The organism is Gordonia sp. VNK1 (genome assembly GCF_040049135.1).
GTDB lineage: Bacteria > Actinomycetota > Actinomycetes > Mycobacteriales > Mycobacteriaceae > Gordonia > Gordonia oleivorans.
This window is the reverse complement of sequence record NZ_JBDZDJ010000025.1, coordinates 18333-36759: the sequence shown is the minus strand read 5'-3', so window position 1 is coordinate 36759 and position 18427 is coordinate 18333. Positions and strand designations below refer to the sequence as shown.

Annotated in this window: 16 protein-coding genes and 1 tRNA gene; 4 read left to right on the top strand and 13 right to left on the bottom strand. The window is 64.3% G+C overall.

The annotated features are described in order from the left end of the window. Nucleotides 1-161: 161 nt before the first annotated feature. The 4 genes from ABLE94_RS22715 to ABLE94_RS22700 all read right to left on the bottom strand — a co-directional run bounded on the left by ABLE94_RS22715 (nt 162) and on the right by ABLE94_RS22700 (nt 4012). Nucleotides 162-944: an amino acid ABC transporter ATP-binding protein gene (locus tag ABLE94_RS22715; protein WP_348809987.1), complete on the bottom strand. Its 783-nt coding sequence runs from the start codon at nt 942-944 to the stop codon at nt 162-164. Then, nucleotides 931-1896: an amino acid ABC transporter permease gene (locus tag ABLE94_RS22710; RefSeq protein WP_348807514.1), complete on the bottom strand. Its 966-nt coding sequence runs from the start codon at nt 1894-1896 to the stop codon at nt 931-933. Before ABLE94_RS22710 ends, ABLE94_RS22715 begins: the two co-directional genes overlap by 14 nt. A gap of 4 nt (nt 1897-1900) precedes the next feature. Next, nucleotides 1901-2833, bottom strand: a complete 933-nt coding sequence (locus ABLE94_RS22705; protein ID WP_348809986.1) for an ABC transporter substrate-binding protein — start codon at nt 2831-2833, stop codon at nt 1901-1903. Between the two features lie 117 nt (nt 2834-2950). Continuing rightward, nucleotides 2951-4012 carry an isocitrate/isopropylmalate dehydrogenase family protein gene (locus ABLE94_RS22700; protein ID WP_348809985.1) on the bottom strand — a complete coding sequence of 354 codons (1062 nt, stop codon included), beginning with the start codon at nt 4010-4012 and terminating at the stop codon, nt 2951-2953. A gap of 169 nt (nt 4013-4181) precedes the next feature. On the opposite strand from ABLE94_RS22700, the gene ABLE94_RS22695 reads away from it, so the two are divergent. Genes ABLE94_RS22695 through ABLE94_RS22685 form a run of 3 tightly spaced genes read left to right on the top strand, consistent with a single transcriptional unit; the run spans nt 4182 to nt 7963 of the window. Then, nucleotides 4182-5684, top strand: a complete 1503-nt coding sequence (locus ABLE94_RS22695) for an APC family permease (RefSeq protein ID WP_348809984.1) — start codon at nt 4182-4184, stop codon at nt 5682-5684. A gap of 26 nt (nt 5685-5710) precedes the next feature. Further along, nucleotides 5711-7318: an amidohydrolase gene (locus tag ABLE94_RS22690; protein ID WP_348809983.1), complete on the top strand. Its 1608-nt coding sequence runs from the start codon at nt 5711-5713 to the stop codon at nt 7316-7318. 36 nt (nt 7319-7354) lie between these two features. After that, a complete protein-coding gene (locus ABLE94_RS22685; protein WP_348809982.1) occupies nt 7355-7963 on the top strand; it encodes a TetR/AcrR family transcriptional regulator in 609 nt (202 codons plus the stop codon). Nucleotides 7964-8000: 37 nt separating this feature from the next. Here ABLE94_RS22685 and ABLE94_RS22680 read toward each other — a convergent pair whose 3' ends face one another. From ABLE94_RS22680 to ABLE94_RS22645, 8 genes are all read right to left on the bottom strand, one after another. Continuing rightward, on the bottom strand, nt 8001-8516 hold the full coding sequence (locus ABLE94_RS22680) for a hypothetical protein (protein WP_348809981.1): 516 nt from the start codon (nt 8514-8516) through the stop codon (nt 8001-8003). Nucleotides 8517-8574: 58 nt separating this feature from the next. Next, nucleotides 8575-11235, bottom strand: coding sequence for a DNA polymerase I (polA, locus tag ABLE94_RS22675; RefSeq protein WP_348810011.1), 2661 nt, complete (start codon nt 11233-11235; stop codon nt 8575-8577). A 150-nt stretch (nt 11236-11385) separates the two neighbouring features. Beyond that, a complete protein-coding gene (locus ABLE94_RS22670; protein ID WP_348809980.1) occupies nt 11386-12171 on the bottom strand; it encodes an ABC transporter ATP-binding protein in 786 nt (261 codons plus the stop codon). Beyond that, on the bottom strand, nt 12155-13126 hold the full coding sequence (locus ABLE94_RS22665) for an ABC transporter ATP-binding protein (protein WP_348809979.1): 972 nt from the start codon (nt 13124-13126) through the stop codon (nt 12155-12157). The genes ABLE94_RS22670 and ABLE94_RS22665 overlap by 17 nt, the downstream gene beginning before the upstream one ends. Continuing rightward, nucleotides 13123-14340, bottom strand: a complete 1218-nt coding sequence (locus ABLE94_RS22660) for a branched-chain amino acid ABC transporter permease (RefSeq protein WP_348809978.1) — start codon at nt 14338-14340, stop codon at nt 13123-13125. The genes ABLE94_RS22665 and ABLE94_RS22660 overlap by 4 nt, the downstream gene beginning before the upstream one ends. Then, nucleotides 14337-15383, bottom strand: a complete 1047-nt coding sequence (locus ABLE94_RS22655) for a branched-chain amino acid ABC transporter permease (protein ID WP_348809977.1) — start codon at nt 15381-15383, stop codon at nt 14337-14339. Before ABLE94_RS22655 ends, ABLE94_RS22660 begins: the two co-directional genes overlap by 4 nt. An 86-nt stretch (nt 15384-15469) precedes the next feature. Next, entirely contained in the window at nt 15470-16690 is a 1221-nt protein-coding gene (locus ABLE94_RS22650) for a branched-chain amino acid ABC transporter substrate-binding protein (RefSeq protein ID WP_348809976.1), read from the bottom strand. A gap of 165 nt (nt 16691-16855) precedes the next feature. Beyond that, nucleotides 16856-17482 carry an ANTAR domain-containing response regulator gene (locus ABLE94_RS22645; protein ID WP_348810010.1) on the bottom strand — a complete coding sequence of 209 codons (627 nt, stop codon included), beginning with the start codon at nt 17480-17482 and terminating at the stop codon, nt 16856-16858. Nucleotides 17483-17626: 144 nt separating this feature from the next. On the opposite strand from ABLE94_RS22645, the gene ABLE94_RS22640 reads away from it, so the two are divergent. Then, nucleotides 17627-17700: transfer RNA gene (locus ABLE94_RS22640), tRNA-Leu, on the top strand. Between the two features lie 67 nt (nt 17701-17767). Here ABLE94_RS22640 and ABLE94_RS22635 read toward each other — a convergent pair. Further along, nucleotides 17768-18412: a TetR/AcrR family transcriptional regulator gene (locus ABLE94_RS22635; protein WP_348809975.1), complete on the bottom strand. Its 645-nt coding sequence runs from the start codon at nt 18410-18412 to the stop codon at nt 17768-17770. Between the last annotated feature and the right edge of the window lie 15 nt (nt 18413-18427).

Here is an 18427-nt window from a genome sequence, read left to right as displayed (position 1 = left end):
AAAGCGACGATCAGCGCGATCAACACGGTAGCGAAGAGTCATGAACAATGGTGGCGGTTCACCCTCATTTACCACCAAAGAATGTACTGCACATAGTTATTCAAACGAAGGAACAGGGCTTCCCGGCCACTCTTCCCCGGTTATGGAAATCAACCCATTTCTTATAACAGCTTCGACAGGAAACCCTTTGTCCGTTCATGCTGTGGATTTCCGAGAACCTCACGCGGAACACCCTTTTCGACGACGACGCCACCGTCCATGAAGACGAGTTGATCGGCAACCTCACGGGCGAAACCCATCTCGTGGGTGACCACAACCATCGTCATCCCCGATGCCGCGAGTTCACGCATCACCCCGAGCACCTCGCCTACCAGTTCGGGATCGAGCGCCGAGGTGGGCTCGTCGAAGAGCATCAGTTTCGGGTCCATTGCGAGCGCCCGTGCGATCGCCACACGTTGCTGCTGGCCACCGGACAGTTGCGCCGGGTAGGTGTCGGCCTTGTCCGCCAACCCCACCCGGTCGAGTAGCTCTTTTGCCCTCGCGATGGCCTTGTCCTTGGACTGCTTCTTGACCTGCGTCGGCGCCTCGATCACGTTCTCCAGCGCCGTCCGATGCGGGAACAGGTTGAAGTGCTGAAACACCATCCCGATGTCCCGACGTTGCTTGGCCGCATCCTTCGGGCTCATCTCGTAGAGTTTGTCGCCACGCTCCCGATAGCCGATGAGGTCACCGTCGACGTACAGGCGTCCGGCGTTGACCACCTCGAGGTGATTGACGCAGCGCAGGAAGGTCGACTTGCCCGAACCGGACGGGCCGATCAGGCAGAGGACCTCGCCCTTCGCGACCTCCAGAGTGATGCCCTTGAGCACCTGGAGAGTCCCAAAACTCTTGCACACGCGGTCCGCCAGCACCATGGGCTGCGTCTTCACGTCACCGACGCTCATCGCTCTCCTCATCGACGACGACCTTGTTCTGCGCTGCCGCCATTGCCTTCAACTGCCGGGCCGTGAGTTGCCTCGAGGCACCTCTCGCGTAGTAACGCTCGAGATAGAACTGGCCGACCATCAAAATGCTGGTGACCGCGAGATACCAGCTCGAGGCGACCAGCAGGAGTGGAATCGGCTCGAAATTCACACCCGAAATATCGTGCGCGACGCCGTAGAGCTCGAGGCTGAACGGAACGGCGGTCACCAGGCTGGTGGTCTTCAGCATGCTGATGACCTCGTTGCCGGTCGGCGGGATGATGACCCGCATGGCCTGAGGGAGCACCGTGCGCCGCATCGTCTGGGTCCACGACATCCCCAGCGCCACCGAGGCCTCGGTCTGCCCCTCGCCCACCGAGGAGATACCGGCGCGCACGATCTCTGCCATGTAGGCGGATTCGTTGAGCGCCAGACCGATCATCGCGAAGGTGAACGCCGCGTTGAGTGACTGGATGTCGAAGTGAACGAACTGATAGACGAACGGGATTCCGAGATCGATCTGTTTGTACAGCGACGGGAAGAGCCCCCAGAACACCAACTGCACGTACACCGGCGTGCCGCGGAAGATCCAGAGATATACCCAGGACACCGACCGCAGAACAAGGTTCGGCGACAGTCTCATGACCGCCAGCAACACGCCGAGCACGATGGCGATCACCATCGACAGCACGGTCAACGCGAGGGTGTATCCGACACCTTCGAGGATGCGGGTGTCGAAGAGGTACTTCGCGTAGGTGCTCCATCCGTAGGCACTGTTGGTCGCGGCGCCGTAGACGAACAAGAACAGCAGGACGAGGACGATCGCCGCGGCTACCCACTGCCCCGGATGCTTGAGGGGTACCGCCTTGATCGGTGCGGGTCCTGACGAATCGTCAGAACCCACACCGATCGGACCGGTTGCCGGTGAGCTCACCCGGTCAGCTCGTTGCGCCGTTGATGACCGCGGTCGGGATGGCTCCGGCCTGCACGCCCCAATGCTCGGTGATGGTCTTGTACTGGCCGTTGTCGATCAGGTACTGAACGGCCTTCTGGACGGCCTGCGCCAGCTGCGATCCCTTGGCGATCGGATATCCGTACGGCGCCGAATCGAACACTTCTCCGGCCGCTTCGATCTTGCCGCCGGCCTGCTTGATCGCATACGCGGTGACCGGCGAGTCCGCCGACATGGCGTCCACTCGACCCAGAACGAGGGCGTTGGTCGCCTCGGACTGATCGGTGAACTTCACCTTCTCGATGGCCGGCTTACCCGCGTCGGTGCAGGCCTTGCTCTTCGCCGGGATCTCATCGGTGTCCTGCACCGTGGTGGCCTGCACGGCAACCTTCTTGCCGCAGGCGTTGTTCGGGTCGATGTTCCCACCGGCCTGCTGCGCCCACTGGGTGCCGGCATTGAAGTAGGTGACGAAGTCGACCTGTTGCTGCCGCTCGAGGTTGTCGGTGAACGAGGACATACCGATGTTGAAGGTACCTGCCTGGATCGACGGAATGATCTTGTCGAAGTCGGCCTCCTTGTAGACCGGGGTGACGCCGAGGACCTTGCTGATGGCGTTCATCAGGTCGACGTCGAAACCGATGATCTGACCGCTGCTGTCCTTGAACTCGTTCGGGGCGTAGGGCACATTCACGCCGACGATCAGCTGTCCGGACTGTGCGATCTCGGCGGGCAGCAGCGATGCGATGTCGGCTTGCTTCGCGACGTCGACGGTGATGGGTTGGATTGCGGTGGTACCGCCGCTCCCCTCGGTCGACTCGTCGTTCGAGCAACCCGCCACCACCAGCGCGATCACCGCCAGCAACAACGTGAGAATCCCCGGCAGCCGCATCGCTGCTGATCGGATTGAACGCTCGCGCATCACACATCCCCTTCACGCCCCGACATCGGAGCAGGTTTGAACCAATCGAAACTGCCGTGTCCCCCGGCGTCTGAACTTACTGCCTGAACGGCCACTTCACCGGTTGGTTACGAAAGATTAACCGGCTGAGCCGATCTGACCGTCCAGGTGAGCGATCACCCGCTCGCCCACCTGCACCGTCGTCGCCGAACCACCCAGATCGGGAGTGAGCGCACCGTCGGCAAGTGCCGCTGTGACCGCCGCATCGATCGCGTCGGCGGCGCGTGTCAATCTCTCGTCGGTGGTGCGCCTGCCGTACCACCGCAACGCCTTCGAGGTGGACGAGATGATCGCGATCGGGTTGGCGACGCCGCGCCCTGCGATGTCGGGCGCCGCGCCGTGCGATGCCTGCGCCATAACGACGGTGTCCGAGCAGTTGATCGAGCCGGCCATGCCGAGCGACCCGGCGAGTTCACCGGCGAGGTCGGACAGGATGTCGCCGAAGAGGTTCTCGGTGACGATCACGTCGAAGTCGCCGGGCCGGCGCACCAGCAGGGCGGCCATGGCGTCGACGTGCGCGTCGGTCACCGTCAGGTCGGGGTATCCGGCGGCGACCTCCCGGCACACGTCGCGGAACAGTCCGGTGGTCATCGTCAGCACGTTGGCCTTGTGCACGATCGTCAACCGGCCCGATCTCTCCGTGGCCAACTCACACGCCTGCCGTGCGATGCGTTCGGTTGCGGCCCGTGTGATCACCCCGACCGCCAACGCGATGTCCGGGGTCGGCATGAATTCCCCCGACCCGACCGCCATGTTGCGGTCGGCGTAGAGCCCTTCGGAGTTCTCCCGGGCGATGACGACGTCGATCTCGGGTGCGAGCGCGCCCACGCCCGGAAGGCCGCGGCACGGGCGCAGGTTGGCGTAGAGGCCGTAGCGTTTCCGGATCACCGCGCCGGGTGTCAGATCGCCGGCGAAGCGTTCGGGGTAGCCCGCCGAATCGTGTGGGCCGAGTACCCAGATGTCGAGCGCATCGAGCGCCTCCAGGGTCTGTTGGGGTATCGGCGTGCCGTGGGACTCGATCGCCCCTCGCCCCAAAGGCAAGGACAGCCAATCGAATTCGAATCCCTCATGCGCCGCCGCGGCATCGGCGACGGCCACCGCGACCGGCACGATCTCCGGCCCGATGCCGTCGCCGTCCATGACACCGATTCTCACGGCTTGCGATTTCGTCATCTCCGAATCTTCCCAAGAGTCTTGACAGCACTGTGGGGCATGGGTCACATTGTTCTAACCGAATATCATTCGGTTACGGCGGCCCCGGCGCAGCGGTCCCGAATCACTCAGCACAGCCCACGCCGAAAGTTATTTCATGACACGGACTTCCATCATTCCCCCCACCAGTTCGGTCGGAATCGGTGTCGATTCCGCACCTCCCGCCGGCGTCGACCTCAAACAGAACGCTCTGGGGGCCTCGGCCATCGCGTTCATGGTGGTCGCCGCCGCGGCACCCCTGACCGTCATGGCCGGCGTGGCCCCCCTGGGCCTGGCGATCGGCGGCGTCGGTGCCCCGGTGGCCTACCTGGCCGCCGGGGTCGCTTTCGCGGTGTTCGCCGTCGCCTTCATGGCCATGACCCGGCACACCGGCGGTAAGGGCGCGTTCTACTCCTACATCACCCTCGGCCTGGGACGATCCACCGGACTCGCGGCCGGGTTCCTGGCCGTCGTCGCCTACAACGCGCTGCAGATCGGCGTGTACGGACTGATGGCGGTTCAGACCCAGGACGCGCTGCAGAGGTTGTTCGGGGTTCACGTGGCGTGGCCGGTGCTGGCGTTGGCAGCGATCGCGATCGTCTGGTTTGTCGGACGTCGGGGCATCGACGTCGGCGCCAAGTTCCTCGGCGTGCTGCTGACCTTGGAGAGCGGCATCCTCGCCGTGCTCGCGGTGGCCATCCTGGTACAGGGCGGCGCCCATGGAATCGATGCCGTGTCCTTCACACCGAAAGCCGTGTTCGCACCCGGTATGGCCGGCGTTCTCGCATTCGCCTTCGCCGCCTTCATGGGATTCGAATCGACCGCGCTCTACCGCTCCGAGGCCAGGAACCCCGACCGCACCATCCCCCGGGCCACCTACTGGGCGGTCGCCTTCATGGCGGTGTTCTACTGCTTCGTCGTCTGGTCGATCACGCAGGCATTCGGCTCCGATCAGGTCCAGCAGGCAGCAGTCGATGACGTTGCCGGACTGTTCTTTTCGGCGATGACGACCTACGTCGGCACATGGGCAACCGATGTCATGTCCGTGCTCATCGTGACCAGCGCACTCGCGTCACAGATCGCCTTTCACAATGCGATCAATCGCTACACGTACTCCCTGGCCCGCGACGGCGTCCTGCCCCGCGTTCTCGACCGCACGCACCCCACGTTCAAATCCCCGGCCCGCGCGGGCGCCCTGCAGACCGTGTTCGCGATCGTCGTCGTCGGCGGACTCGCGATCGCCGGGGCCGATCCGTACTACCAGTTGCTCCTGTTGGTGAACACCCCCGGCGTGGTCGGGATCATCGCCCTTCAGGTCATCACGTCCGTTGCCGTCGTGTGCTATTTCATCCGCAAGAAGGCGGTACGCGTCGAACGGGTCGGGGTCAGCGCGGGTGTCGCCGCCACGATCATGCTGGGCACCGGACTGGTGGTGCTCGTCGACAAGATCGATCTGCTGACCGGATACAGCCTGGCCGTCAACACCACGCTGGTCGGTGTGGTCGGCATCGTCTTGATCGGCGGGGCCGTTGCGGCCCACTACTTCCGGATCAAACGACCCGCGACGTATCGGCGGATCGGCGGTCTCTACGACGATCCGAACGCCGCGGCCGAACGCTGAGCACACCACCGACAAGGAACGCACTCATGACCTCTCACGCCGACACGATCGTCTTCGCCGGCACCGTCCACACCATGACCACCGATCGCCCGGCTTCGGCCGTGGCCATCTCCGACGGCGTCATCCGCGCGGTCGGCGACCGCGACGAAATGAGATCGGTCATCTCCCCGTCCACGGAGGTCATCGATCTCGGAAATGCCACGCTGACACCGGGTCTCATCGACGGGCACATCCATCCCGTCCTGGGGATCGACATGACGGCGGGTATCGACCTGTCCGGGACCACCAGCATCGACGAGTTGATACTCGCGCTGCGCGCCGCCCGCCCCGTCGACGGCTGGGTTCGCGGTTGGGGACTCGATCCCAATATCTTCCGGGGTGGCCCGGTGACCAACGCCCCGATCGTGTCCGCCCTCGGGGATCAGGTTCCGGTCCTGCTGTACCTCTTCGACGCCCACTCGGCACTCGCCGGCCCTGCGGCACTGCGGGCCGCGGGTGTCACCGGGCCACGCGACTTCGCGGGCAACGCCGAGATCGTCTGCAGCGACGATGTGCCCACGGGACTGCTGCTCGAACTCGAAGCCATCGAGGTGGTCGGCGCCGTGTTGCCGTCCGACACCGCGTCGGATCGTCGACGGCGCCTGCGTGAGGTGCTCGCCGGGATGGCCGCCGCCGGGATCACCGCCGGCAATGCAATGGACTTCGAGGCCGACAGCGGAAACCTGGTCAGCTCGTTGGAGGATGCCGCCGACCTACCCCTTCGGTTGCGATTCGCACCGTTCTGCATGCCGGGTTTCGCGAACGACCAACTCGACCACATCATCGACCTGCAGCGGACCGGCGGACGACGGTGGGCGGTCGACGGTGTGAAGTTCATGATCGACGGCACCATCGACAACGGCACGGCGTGGCTGGATCGCGCGGACTCCCACGGCGAGTCGACGGCACCCTTGTGGCCGGATCCGGCCGAGTACCGCCACGCGGTGCGCTATCTCGCCGAGCGCGGAGTTCCGACAGTCACTCATGCCATCGGGGACGCAGGGATCCGCTACGCCCTCGACAGTCTGGCCGGTCTCGGCCCCACCCCGTCGGGTGCCCGCCATCGGATCGAACACATCGAGACGTTGCCCGATGACCTCGTGGATCGGTTCGCCCGTGACGGGGTGGTCGCGAGCATGCAGCCCACGCACTGTACGCATTACACCCGGGCTGATCACACCGACAACTGGTCCCAGCGGCTGGGCGCCGAACGTGCCGGTCGGGCGTTCCGGACCCGCGACATTCGAGATGCCGGGGCCATCCTGGCCCTGGGATCGGACTGGCCGGTGGCACCGTTCGATGCGCGATCGATCATGGCCGATGCTCGGCTCCGGCGGCGAGCCGGGCATCACGACGAGTCACCCGTTCTCGCCTCCCAGGGGTTGACCGCGCGGATGGCCCTGGAGGGCTACACCATCCACGCGGCGCGCGCACAGGGCTCCACCGACGCCGGCCGAATCTCCGTCGGTGCGCGTGCCGACCTGACCGCGTTCGCCGTCGATCCCCTGACCGCACCGGCCGACGAGGTCGCCGACGCCCCGATCGTCCTCACCATGGTCGACGGGCAGCCGACCCACCAGGCGGTGTCCGTCTGACGACGGCACCTCGGGGACAGGCCCTAGGGTGGAGGCGTGGTACGTCCCAAGTCCCCACTCCTCGACCCGGGCTCGATTGCGCGGGCCGCACTCGCGGCTCTCGATGATCGCGGCTCGTTCACCATGCCGGGCATCGCCAAAGATCTCGGTGTCGCGGTGTCGTCGCTGTATCACCACATCCCGAGCCGGGAATACCTTCTGGAACTCATCCGTGGGTCGGTGGCCGCCGAACTCGCCGAACACGTCGACTGGTCACTTCCGTGGACCGAGACCGTCCGGCAGTGGCTCATCAGCTACCGGAACGCCTTTGGCGCCCACCCCGAGTTGGTGCGTGCGCTGACGGCGCAGACGGTCAGGGCACCCGAGGTACTCGAGGGCTACGACCGGCTCGCCGACAAACTCTTCGGATCGGGTTTTCACCTCGACCGGATCATCGACATCATCACCTTGCTCGATACGGTCGCACTCGGTTCCGCCCTCGACCTCGCGGCGCCGGAAGAGGTCTGGGCGGTCTCCGAACTTCCCGATGATTCAACTCTGGCCCGCGCCGCCCGGTCGGCCCCGACGGGGGTCGCACGCGCCGACTCGTCGTTCGCCTTCGCCGTCGACCTGGTGATCTCCGGATTGGAACGCGAACTGGTCTGATCGGCGTCGGCGAACCTCTCGTCAACCAGGCCCAATGTCATCTCCGGTGTTTGACGATGCACGCGCCGTCGGAGAACTGCGCGCACACGTCCTCCGCGTCACTGCGGGACCGGGTCGGCCGGGCCACCACGTAACGGCTCGACGACCCCACCATCTCACCCGGCAGGATCAGCGAACCGTAGTGTTCGTCGCGGACGGACTCGGCGCCACCGTAGTCATCGAAGGCGCCGAATTGTGCGTACCACTCGGTGTCGGCGATCGGCGGCACGGGCAGGTCCGGTGCGCCGGTTCCGTCGCCGTTCGTACCGCCGGAATCGTCTGGGCCGTCATCGGAACTGTCCGGGCCGTCGGTAGGCGACGGTGCGGTGGTCTCGATGGTGGTGCTGGTGGGTGTCGCAGGGGCGGTCTCGGTGATCACGACGGTACTCGTGGTCGATCCCGAACCCGAGTCGGCGCCCACCGAGTTCCATTGTCCCCGAGATAATTTCACTCCGACAATGACCGCACCGACGACGATCACCCCGACCACCAGTCCCACGATCACGGGGATCACCCAGGGTGATCGTTGCCGCGGTGGTTCGTCGTAGCCGTTCATTCTCAAGAAGTCAGCCTCAGTGCGCGGCGTCGTCCCAGGACCGGCCGTAACCGACCGACACCTCCAGTGGCACCGACAGGGTGATCGCCGAACCCATCTCTTCGCGGACGGCCGTCTCGACCTGCTCGCGTTCGGCGTCGACGACCTCGACGACGAGTTCGTCATGCACCTGCAGCAGCATCCGCGACCGCAACCCCTCGGCCGCGAGCCGCTTGTGCACGTTGATCATCGCCACCTTGATGATGTCGGCGGCGGTGCCCTGGATGGGCGCGTTGAGGGCCATCCGCTCCGCCGATTGGCGTCGCTGCCAATTGTCGCTGTTGAGGTCGGGCAGGTAGCGGCGACGCCCGAACAGGGTCGCGGTGTATTCGTTGCGACGTGCCTCGGCGACGACGTCGCGGAGGTAGTCACGCACCCCGCCGAACCGGGCGAAGTAGGCCTCCATCTGTTCCTTGGCCTCGTCACGACTGATGCGCAGTTGGGCGGCGAGCCCAAAGGCACTGAGCCCGTAGGCAAGTCCGTACGACATCGCCTTGACCCGATGCCGCATCTCGGTGGTCACCTCGTCGATGGGAACCCCAAACGCACGGGACCCGACGAAGTTGTGCAGATCCTCACCGGTGTTGAACGCCTCGATGAGGCCGGCATCCTCCGACAGATGCGCCATGATGCGCATCTCGATCTGGCTGTAGTCGGCGGTCATCAGGTCATCGAATCCCTCACCGACGATGAATCCACGCCGGATCTGGCGACCGGCGTCGGTGCGGACCGGGATGTTCTGCAGATTCGGTTCGGTCGACGAGAGACGTCCGGTCGCGGCCACCGTCTGATTGAACGTGGTGTGAATGCGACCGTCGTCGGCCACCGACTTCAGCAGCCCGTCGACGGTCACCTTCAACCGGGTCGCATCACGATGTTCGAGTAGGTGCGCCAGGAAGGGGTGCTCGGTCTTCTCGTACAGGGTTTGCAGGGCGTCGGCATCGGTGGTGTAGCCGGTCTTGGTCTTCTTGGTCTTGGGCATGTCGAGCTTGTCGAACAGCACCGTCTGCAACTGCTTGGGTGAGCCGAGATTGATCTGCTCCCCGATCACCTCGTAGGCGGCCTCGGCGGCGGTGCGGATGCGTTCGGCGAACTCCTCCTCGAGATCACCGAAATGCTCGACGTCGACGGCGATCCCGGCAGCCTCGAGGTCGGCGAGGACGAACAGCAGCGGCAGTTCCATCTCGGTGAGCAGCGCGCGGGAGTCGATGCGGTCGAGTTCGGTGTCGAGGACGTCGGCGAGTTCGGCGACGGCTCGGGCCTCGAGCATGTGATGTTCGGCCTGCTCCCCCAGGCCGCCATCGTCATCGAGCAACGACAGTTGCGCATCCCCGGAGCCGTCGTCGGCGCGTAGTTCGCGCCGCAGGTACCGCAACGCGAGGTCGTCGAGATTGAAGGTGCGCTGCCCGGGACGGACGAGATAGGCCGCCAGGGCGGTGTCGCTGGTGACGCCGCGCAGCGTCCATCCGCGCGACCGCAGGGCGTGGATGGCCCATTTGGTCTCGTGTAGCGCCTTGGCGATCTCGGTGTCGCCGAGCCACTCACCGAGGGCCTTCTCGTCGGCCGGGTCGAGCTGGGTGATGTCCACATATGCCGAGACTCCGTCGGCCGCGGCAATCGCGATGCCGTTGACGTCGGCACCGACGACGGTGTGCGGGGCGGTGATGGTCAGCCCGGCACGTCCGGTGCGGGCATGCTCGGCCAGCCATTCGCCGACCTCGCCGGCGCCGAGTACTGAACCGTCGAGGTCGAAGCCCGACTCGGCCTCGGGCACCACCGAGCTCAAGGTGGAGAACAGCCGATCGCGCAGGACGCGGAATTCCAGATCGTCGAAGAGCCGGTGGATGCGGTCACGGTCCCAGCCGACCCGCGCCAGGTCCTGTGGCCCCGCCGGCAGCTGCATGTCACGAATCAGTTCGGTGAGTTGCCGATTGGTCTGCACCGATGCGAGATTGGCCCGCAGCGCGTCTCCGACCTTGCCCTTCACCTCGTCGACGTGATCGACGAGGGAGGCCAGCGAACCGTACTGGCGAATCCACTTGGAGGCGGTCTTCTCCCCTACACCGGGAATGCCCGGCAGGTTGTCACTGGGGTCCCCGCGCAGTGCCGCGTAGTCGGGATATTGCGCGGGCGTCAGACCGTACTTCTTCTCCACCTCTTCGGGAGTGAAGCGGGTCAGCTCGGACACACCCTTCTTCGGGTAGAGCACGGTGACCGAGTCGTCGACGAGTTGCAGCGAGTCACGGTCACCGGTGACGACGAGCACCTTGAACCCTTGCGCCTCGGCCTCGGTGGCCAGGGTGGCGATGATGTCGTCGGCCTCGTAGCCCTCGATGGCCATGACCTGGATGCCCAGCGCATCGAGGACCTCCTTGGTCACGTCGACCTGACCGTTGAACTCGTCCGGCGACTTCGAGCGCTGCGCCTTGTACTCGGGGTACATGTCGGAGCGGAAGGTCTTGCGGGATACATCGAACGCTGCCGCGATATGCGTGGGTTCCTCGTCACGCAGCAGGTTGATCAGCATCGAGGTGAAGCCGTACACCGCGTTGGTGTGCTGGCCGGTCTCGGTCTGGAAGTTCTCCGCGGGCAGCGCGAAGAAGGCACGGTAGGCCAACGAATGCCCGTCGAGCAGCATCAACACCGGTTGTGTATCGGCCTTGCCCCGAGCGCTCTTCTTGTCCGGGCCGGTGGAAACATTCGTCGCTGGACTCACCCCTGCGAGTCTAGTGATGACCCCTGACAGCACTCCGCACGGTTCGCCACACCGATCCCGGGATCACCCCGCTCAGGCAACACCCAGGTACGCCTCCCGGACGGCGTCGTCGACCAGGAGGTCCTTGCCCGCGCCCTCCTTGGTGATCGTTCCGGTCTCGAGGATGTAGCCGCGGTCGGACCGGCTCAGGGCCTGCTGAGCGTTCTGTTCGACGAGCAGGATCGTGGTGCCGCTCTCGTTGATCTGGGCGATGATCCGGAAGATCTGCTGAATCACCATGGGAGCCAGACCCATCGACGGTTCGTCGAGGAGTAGCAACGTCGGGCGGGCCATCAGAGCGCGACCGATCGCGAGCATCTGTTGCTCGCCGCCGGACATCGTGCCGCCGTATTGCTTGCGACGTTCCCCCAACCGGGGAAAGACGTCGAAGACGTGCTCCAGCGCATCGTTGTATGCCGCCTTGCTGGGGAACCTCCTGCCGTAGCACCCCATGTCGAGGTTCTCCAGCACCGTCATCCCGGGAAAGATCCGTCTCCCCTCGGGAACTTGGATGATCCCGCGGGCGACGCGCTCATGCGGCGCCAAGCGGGTGATCGATTCACCGTTGAATTTGATGTCACCCGCGCTGAGCTTGTTGAGCCCGGAAATTCCCCGCATGGTGGTGGACTTCCCGGCGCCGTTCGCGCCCAGGAGGGTGACCAGCTCGCCTTCCTTGACATGCAAGGAGATCCCATGAAGAGCGCGGATCCGACCGTAGTGGACCACGACGTCGGTCAACTCGAAGACCGCCGCCGCAGACGTCGACGTCTGGACGGCGTCGCCCTTCTCGGAGTCCTGCGGATCAAGCGATTTCGTCATCGGGAACTCCCAGGTAAGCCGCGACGACCGCGGGATTGTCACGAACCTCGCGTGGACTGCCCTCGGCGATCTTGCGCCCGAACTCCAGCACGACGATCCTGTCGGTCACGCCCATCACCAAACGCATGTCGTGTTCGATCAGCAGAATGGTGTAGCCGTCGTCGCGGATCTTCTGGATCAGGCCCATCAACGCCGTCTTCTCGCTCGGGTTGAACCCGGCCGCCGGCTCGTCCAGGCACAAGAGCTTGGGTTCGGTCGCCAGTGCCCGCGCGATCTCGAGTCGTCGTTGGTCGCCGTAGGGTAGGTTCGACGCCTTCTCCGCGGCACGAGGCCCGATCCCGACGAACTCGAGCAACGCCATTCCGCGATCGACGGCGTCCCGCTCCTCGCGGTAGTGCCGCGGAGTCCGGAAGATGCCACCGAAGACCGACGTCTTGTGACGGGCATCCGTCCCGACGCACACGTTCTCCAGCGCCGTCATCTCGCCCCAGAGGCGGACATTCTGGAAGGTCCGCGCGATCCCCCGTCGAGTGATTTTGTGCTGCTTGAGTTTTCCCAATGGTGCTTGGTCGAATGTGACAATCCCGCTGGTCGGTCGGTACACACCGGTGATCGCGTTGAAGCAGGTGGTCTTTCCGGCGCCATTCGGGCCGATCAGCCCGAGGATCTCACCGCGTTTGATGTCGAAGCTGACGTCATCGAGCGCAGCGAGGCCGCCGAACTCGACGGTCAGCCCTTCTACCTTCAGGAGGATCTCACCCTCTTCCGCCGCGATCTCTCGCTGCGGCGCAACAACTTCGGCCACCATCTCCGGGTCTGCCAGTTGCGGAATCACCTCGGCGGGATCGACCACCGTCGTGGCTTCCGGGTCGGCCTCCACGTCGGCCAGTTGCTCCGCATTGTCCGGAGTCGGATCGAATGGCTGGTCCGGGTTGTCGGGCGATCGGTGTGTCACGCGTGGGCCTCCTCGCTACCCGACGGTTCGGGCTTTGGGTTGCGTTGAACCGCAGAGTAGACCTGCCGGCCGAAGGTGATCAGCCGGGCACGGGCCGGGAAAAGTCCCTGTGGCCGGAAGACCATGAGGACGACCAGCGCAATCCCGAAGAACAGGTACTTGAACTCGCTCAGAGCCTGCCCACCGACCTCGACGCCCTGCACCCGAGCAGGCAGGTACACGATGATGAACGCACCCGCGATGACGCCGAGTTTGTTGCCCTGCCCACCCAGAACCACGGCACAGAGAAACAACATCGAGTTGATCACCGTGAACGCCTTGGGGTCGATGTACTGGACCTGGCCCGCGTACACCGCGCCCGACAATCCGCCGATGCCTGCGCCGATCACGAATGCCCACAGCTTGTACTTGAAGGTCGGGACGCCCATGATCTCGGCGGCATCCTCATCCTCGCGAATCGCCACCCACGATCGGCCGACCCGACTGCGTTCGAGGTTGCCGATGACGATGAGCACGATGATCACCGCCACAATTCCCAGCCAGTACCACCACACGCCGTAATTGAGGGTCGAGGTGTTGTTCGCGGTGGAGAAGACACCGTCCGGGCTCTCGGCAGTCCGGTGCAACTCGGGGAAGAGCACACCCTGCAGACCCGACGCGCCGTTGGTGATCTCGGTGAGGTTGTCGGCCAGCAGACGCACGATCTCGCCGAAGCCGAGGGTCACGATGGCGAGGTAGTCACCCCGCACACGGAGCGTCGGCGTGCCGAGAATGAGGCCAGTGATGCCCGTGACGACAATGGCAAGAGGGACACACGCCAGCCATGCCCACGGACCCGAGAAGAAACCGTGATCCGGACTTCCCCACAGGGGGCTGGACGGGCTCGTCATGAGCGCCACCGTGTACGCCCCCACCGCGTAGAAGCCGACATATCCGAGGTCGAGGAGTCCCGTTTGGCCCACAACCACATTGAGGCCGATGGCAATCAACGCGGTCATCGCGAAGGTTGCCATGACAACACCGAAATTGGTGGCGGTCGTGGTGATCAATGGTGGATTGATGACCGGCAACAGGGCCAGCAGGACGATGAGCGGCACCCCGACCAGCCACTGCTGAACGCGCGGTAGCGAGTCCCACCAGCTTCGGATCGCATCGCCGATGCCGCGGCGATCCGGGTTCTTCGGCGTTGTGTTGCCGACCGAGTGCGTCGTCATACTCTCGCCTTCCCGAGTTTCTCCCCCAGGATGCCCGTCGGACGGAACATGAGGACGAGGATGAGCAAAGCGAAGGCAACGACGTCTTTCCACTGGTTGCCGAACAGTACTGATCCGTAGTTCTCCATGACGCCGAGCAAGAGTCCACCGAGCAGCGCGCCGCGCACGTTGCCGATCCCGCCGAGGACCGCTGCGCAGAACGCCTTGATGCCCAGAATGAATCCGCCGTTGAAGATGATCCCGTTGGGCACGCGCAGCGTGTAGAGCAACGCCGCGGCACCGGCCAGGAGACCACCGATCAGGAAGGTGACGACGATGATCCGCTCACGAGAAACCCCCATGAGCAGGGCCGCGTCGGGATCCTGTGCGACCGAACGGATTCCACGACCGAGCCGAGTTCGATTGATCATGAAGTCCGTGCCGAGTGCCAGCACGATCGCCGACAAGATGATGACCATGGTCAGGTTGGTGACCGGAGCACCGAAGATGGTGAACTCCTTGACCGGTTCGACCAGTCGGATGGTTGGCTGAGCCGATGACCCGCCGAGCGGTGGGTCGACCGGCGCCTTGGGCAGGACATAGTGCACGAACTCCTGCAGCACGAACGACATGCCGATCGCCGTGATGAGAAACGCCAGCGGTTTCGCATTGCGACGCCGCAGCGGACGGTACGCAACGAACTCCAAGCCCACTGCGGCACCGCCGGATACGACCATGCCGCAGAGCCCTGCCAGCACCAGATAGATCACCGTCATCACGGTGCCCTCGGCATAGGTGTCGCCGGATGGACTGAACCCCAGTATCAGGAGGCCGATGTAGGTACCGAACATCCCGAGCATGAACACCTCGGAGTGCGCGAAGTTGATCAGCCGCAGTACGCCATAGACGAGGGTGTAACCGACGGCCACCAAGGCATAGATCGAACCATAGGTCAGCCCCTCGATGGTCAGCACCCAGAAACTGTCGATCAGTGAGTGCACATCGAAGCCGATGGTCGATGCGACCGTCGTTGTCGTCTCGGCCACCAGATATGTGGTGGTCATTCATCTCCTTTGCCCAGAGTCACAGCACTCGGTGCGTCCGGACGCCGGCCGGCGACGCGGACGCACCGAGTGCGTGCGGTGGAGTGCTACTTGACCTCGTACATCCAGATCAGTGACGTCGAGAGCTCGCCGTTGTCCTGCCAGGAGTACTGGCGCGCGAGACCGGCTCCGCGGTACTGCCCGATGTACTGAAGGAGCTTCGGGCGGGTGTTGTTGCCCTCTTCGATGCCCTTCATCATGATCGCTGCGATGTCGTAGGCCTCGACCGAGTACACGCCCGGGGCCTGGTTGAACGCCGACTGGTATTCCTGGGCGAACTGCGACGGAGCCGGACCACACGGGCACGACAGGTACGCACCCTTGGCGGCGTCGCCGGCCTGCGCGGTGAACTGAGGATCATTCGCCCCGTCACCCGACACAAAGGTCACGTCCGGCGCTGCGGTCTTCAACTGTTGCGCGAGCGGCGCAGCCTCGGCGTAGTAACCGGCGTAGAACACCGCATCCGGTTGCGCCGCAGTGACCTTCGAGATCACAGCCGAGAAGTCACGTTCACCCTTCTTGACGTCACCCGAGCAACTTGCGTCGGCCTTGGAGCCGAGAGCCTTGGTGACGGCGGCCTCGAGTCCGGTACCGTAGTCGGTGTCGTCCTTGATCACGCAGACCTTCTGCTTTCCGAGATCGCCGGTCAGGTAGTTCGCGACCGCGGGTCCCTGCACATCGTCATTGGCCAGGCCTCGGAAGAAGGTCTTCCAACCGTTGTTGGTGAGGCTCGGGTTGGTGGCCGACGCCGTCACCGACACCAGTCCGGCCTGGTTGAAGATTCCGCCTGTCGCCTTGGTCTCACCGGAGAAAGCTGGACCGATGAGGCCGATAATCGAGTCATCGTTGGTGATCTGCGGGGCGACCTGCGTCGCCTTCTGCGGATCACCTTCCGTATCAAAGGTCTTCAACGTGATCTGGCAGTTCGGGTTGGCCTTGTTGTGCTGGTCGACCGCGAGCTGGGCACCGTACTTGATGTTGATGCCCAGGGCGGCGTCGGCACCTGTGAGAGCTCCCGCCATGGCGATGGTCGCGGGTTCGCAGGTCTGGCCACCGGGCTCGGCGGGATTGAGCGCGTTGGCCTCTTCGACGGATGGCTGTTCCTGGCCCTGCGTATTGATCTGGGCGACAGGCGAGATCGTCAGCCCGGAGCCTGCGGCCCCGCTGGATTCGGACCCTGAGTCGGTGGATTTGCTACTACATGCCGAGACGGCGAGCACAGCTGCCAGCGTCGTCGCCAGTGCAACTGTCGTCACGCGACGGTGCATTGTTACTACCTCTCTCCGAGAGCCAGCCCGACCCCACGGTCGAGAGATCTACTGAGCAGACCTTGGGAAAACATAGACCCACAAATGCGTACGTGCGATGCTTTGACGGCAAACTCCCACGACAACGCGCTGCACGTTTTCCCAGAATTTACGAGTGGTGTCGTCCTACTCCTGCGGACCCAGAGTCTCCACCACGACCTGCGCGACAGCCTTCATCGTGGTACGACGATCCATCGCGGCCCGCTGAATCCACTTGAACGCCTCGGGTTCCGAGAGCGACTGCTTTTCCATCAGCAGCCCCTTGGCCCGTTCGACCAGTTTGCGGGTCTCCAGCCGGTCGGCCATCGACGCGACTTCCTTCTCCAGCTCCCGCAGCTCCTGGTAGCGACTGACCGCCACCTCGATCGCCGGCACCAGATCGGCTTTGGTGAAGGGCTTGACCAGATAGGCCATCGCCCCGGCCTCGCGGGCCTTCTCGATGAAGTCACGCTGACTGAACGCGGTCAGCATCACCACCGGCGCCAGGCGTTTGCTCGCGATCTCGGCGGCCGCATCGATCCCGTCGCGCACCGGCATCTTGATGTCCATGATCACCAGGTCCGGGGACAGCTTCTCCGTCAGATCGACCGCCGCCTGCCCATTGGGGGCCTCGCCGACGACGTCGTACCCCTCCTCGCGCAGCATCTCGATGAGGTCCATCCGGATCAGAGAGTCATCTTCTGCGACAAGCACCTTATGTGTTGTCTGCTGTCCGGCCGGCGTCACCGACGCACTGTCAACCACCGTCACCATCCCCTCCTCCGCATTGAGTTCGGAACCTGAAAACACCAGGTCGCACCCCCCGCACTCGACGGGCGATGCACCGAAGCGTACCGGCTGTCACCGTCTCCGGCTGATCATCTAGACTTGACTGCTGCAGCCCCCAACAGGCAGCACGCCCTCGTAGCCCAATTGGCAGAGGCAACGGATTCAAAACCCGTCCAGTGTGAGTTCGAGTCTCACCGAGGGCACTACGAAACCCCGGTTCCGCGGGTTTCTGCGGTCAGCGTCAGATCCACCGAGGTGGAGACGCCAATCTCACCGGCGCGGTGTCATCAACGGCGGATCCGGAGGTGCCGACGGCTTTTTTGCGAAACAGGAGAACAGTTCGTCGCGGACCTCGAGCCAGTCGGCCCAGATGTCGACTCCGTCGCGCTTCTGAAGCCAGCGGAACCGCAGGCCGTCCACGGCGAGGCTCAGGATCATCACGACTATCTCGGGGGCCTCGTAGTCACGCTCCGCCAAGTATCGGGTCACCGCAAGCGGACGGATAGCAGGCACCGGATACAGACCGTGCGCCGGGTGGTCCGGAGCCATCGCCTCAGCCTCGAGCAGATCGAAGTTCCGGGTCTCATCAGAGTGCTCGGAGTAGTACGCGGCCAAGGCATCGGCGAGACCGATCAGCGTGATGTCATCGCCTGCAGCGGTGGCGATCTGCTCGACGATCGCGTTCTGTTCGTCATTGAACTGATCGATGACCTCGCGGTACAGATCGGTCATCGTGGAGAAGTGGTGCTTGATGCCCGGTGCTGTCATCCCGCAGCGACGCGCCACCGCACGCAGCGTCACGCTCCGTGCACCCTCATCGGCGATCATCGCACGAGTTGTCGCGACGATCTGCGCTCGACGCTCAGCTGCCGAGAACCGCTGGGTCACCGAACACCCCAAGTAGACACCAGTCATGTCTAGCACGACGCC

Coding starts and splice junctions, on each gene's coding strand:
- ABLE94_RS22690 (WP_348809983.1), top strand. CDS start 5,711: ATGACCTCTCACGCCGACACGATCGTCTTCGCCGGCACCGTCCACACC.
- ABLE94_RS22700 (WP_348809985.1), bottom strand. CDS start 4,012: ATGGACGGCGACGGCATCGGGCCGGAGATCGTGCCGGTCGCGGTGGCC.
- ABLE94_RS22695 (WP_348809984.1), top strand. CDS start 4,182: ATGACACGGACTTCCATCATTCCCCCCACCAGTTCGGTCGGAATCGGT.
- ABLE94_RS22645 (WP_348810010.1), bottom strand. CDS start 17,482: ATGGTGACGGTGGTTGACAGTGCGTCGGTGACGCCGGCCGGACAGCAG.
- ABLE94_RS22705 (WP_348809986.1), bottom strand. CDS start 2,833: ATGCGCGAGCGTTCAATCCGATCAGCAGCGATGCGGCTGCCGGGGATT.
- ABLE94_RS22660 (WP_348809978.1), bottom strand. CDS start 14,340: ATGACGACGCACTCGGTCGGCAACACAACGCCGAAGAACCCGGATCGC.
- ABLE94_RS22635 (WP_348809975.1), bottom strand. CDS start 18,412: ATGACTGGTGTCTACTTGGGGTGTTCGGTGACCCAGCGGTTCTCGGCA.
- ABLE94_RS22650 (WP_348809976.1), bottom strand. CDS start 16,690: ATGCACCGTCGCGTGACGACAGTTGCACTGGCGACGACGCTGGCAGCT.
- ABLE94_RS22715 (WP_348809987.1), bottom strand. CDS start 944: ATGAGCGTCGGTGACGTGAAGACGCAGCCCATGGTGCTGGCGGACCGC.
- polA (WP_348810011.1), bottom strand. CDS start 11,235: ATGCTGCTCGACGGGCATTCGTTGGCCTACCGTGCCTTCTTCGCGCTG.
- ABLE94_RS22670 (WP_348809980.1), bottom strand. CDS start 12,171: ATGACGAAATCGCTTGATCCGCAGGACTCCGAGAAGGGCGACGCCGTC.
- ABLE94_RS22655 (WP_348809977.1), bottom strand. CDS start 15,383: ATGACCACCACATATCTGGTGGCCGAGACGACAACGACGGTCGCATCG.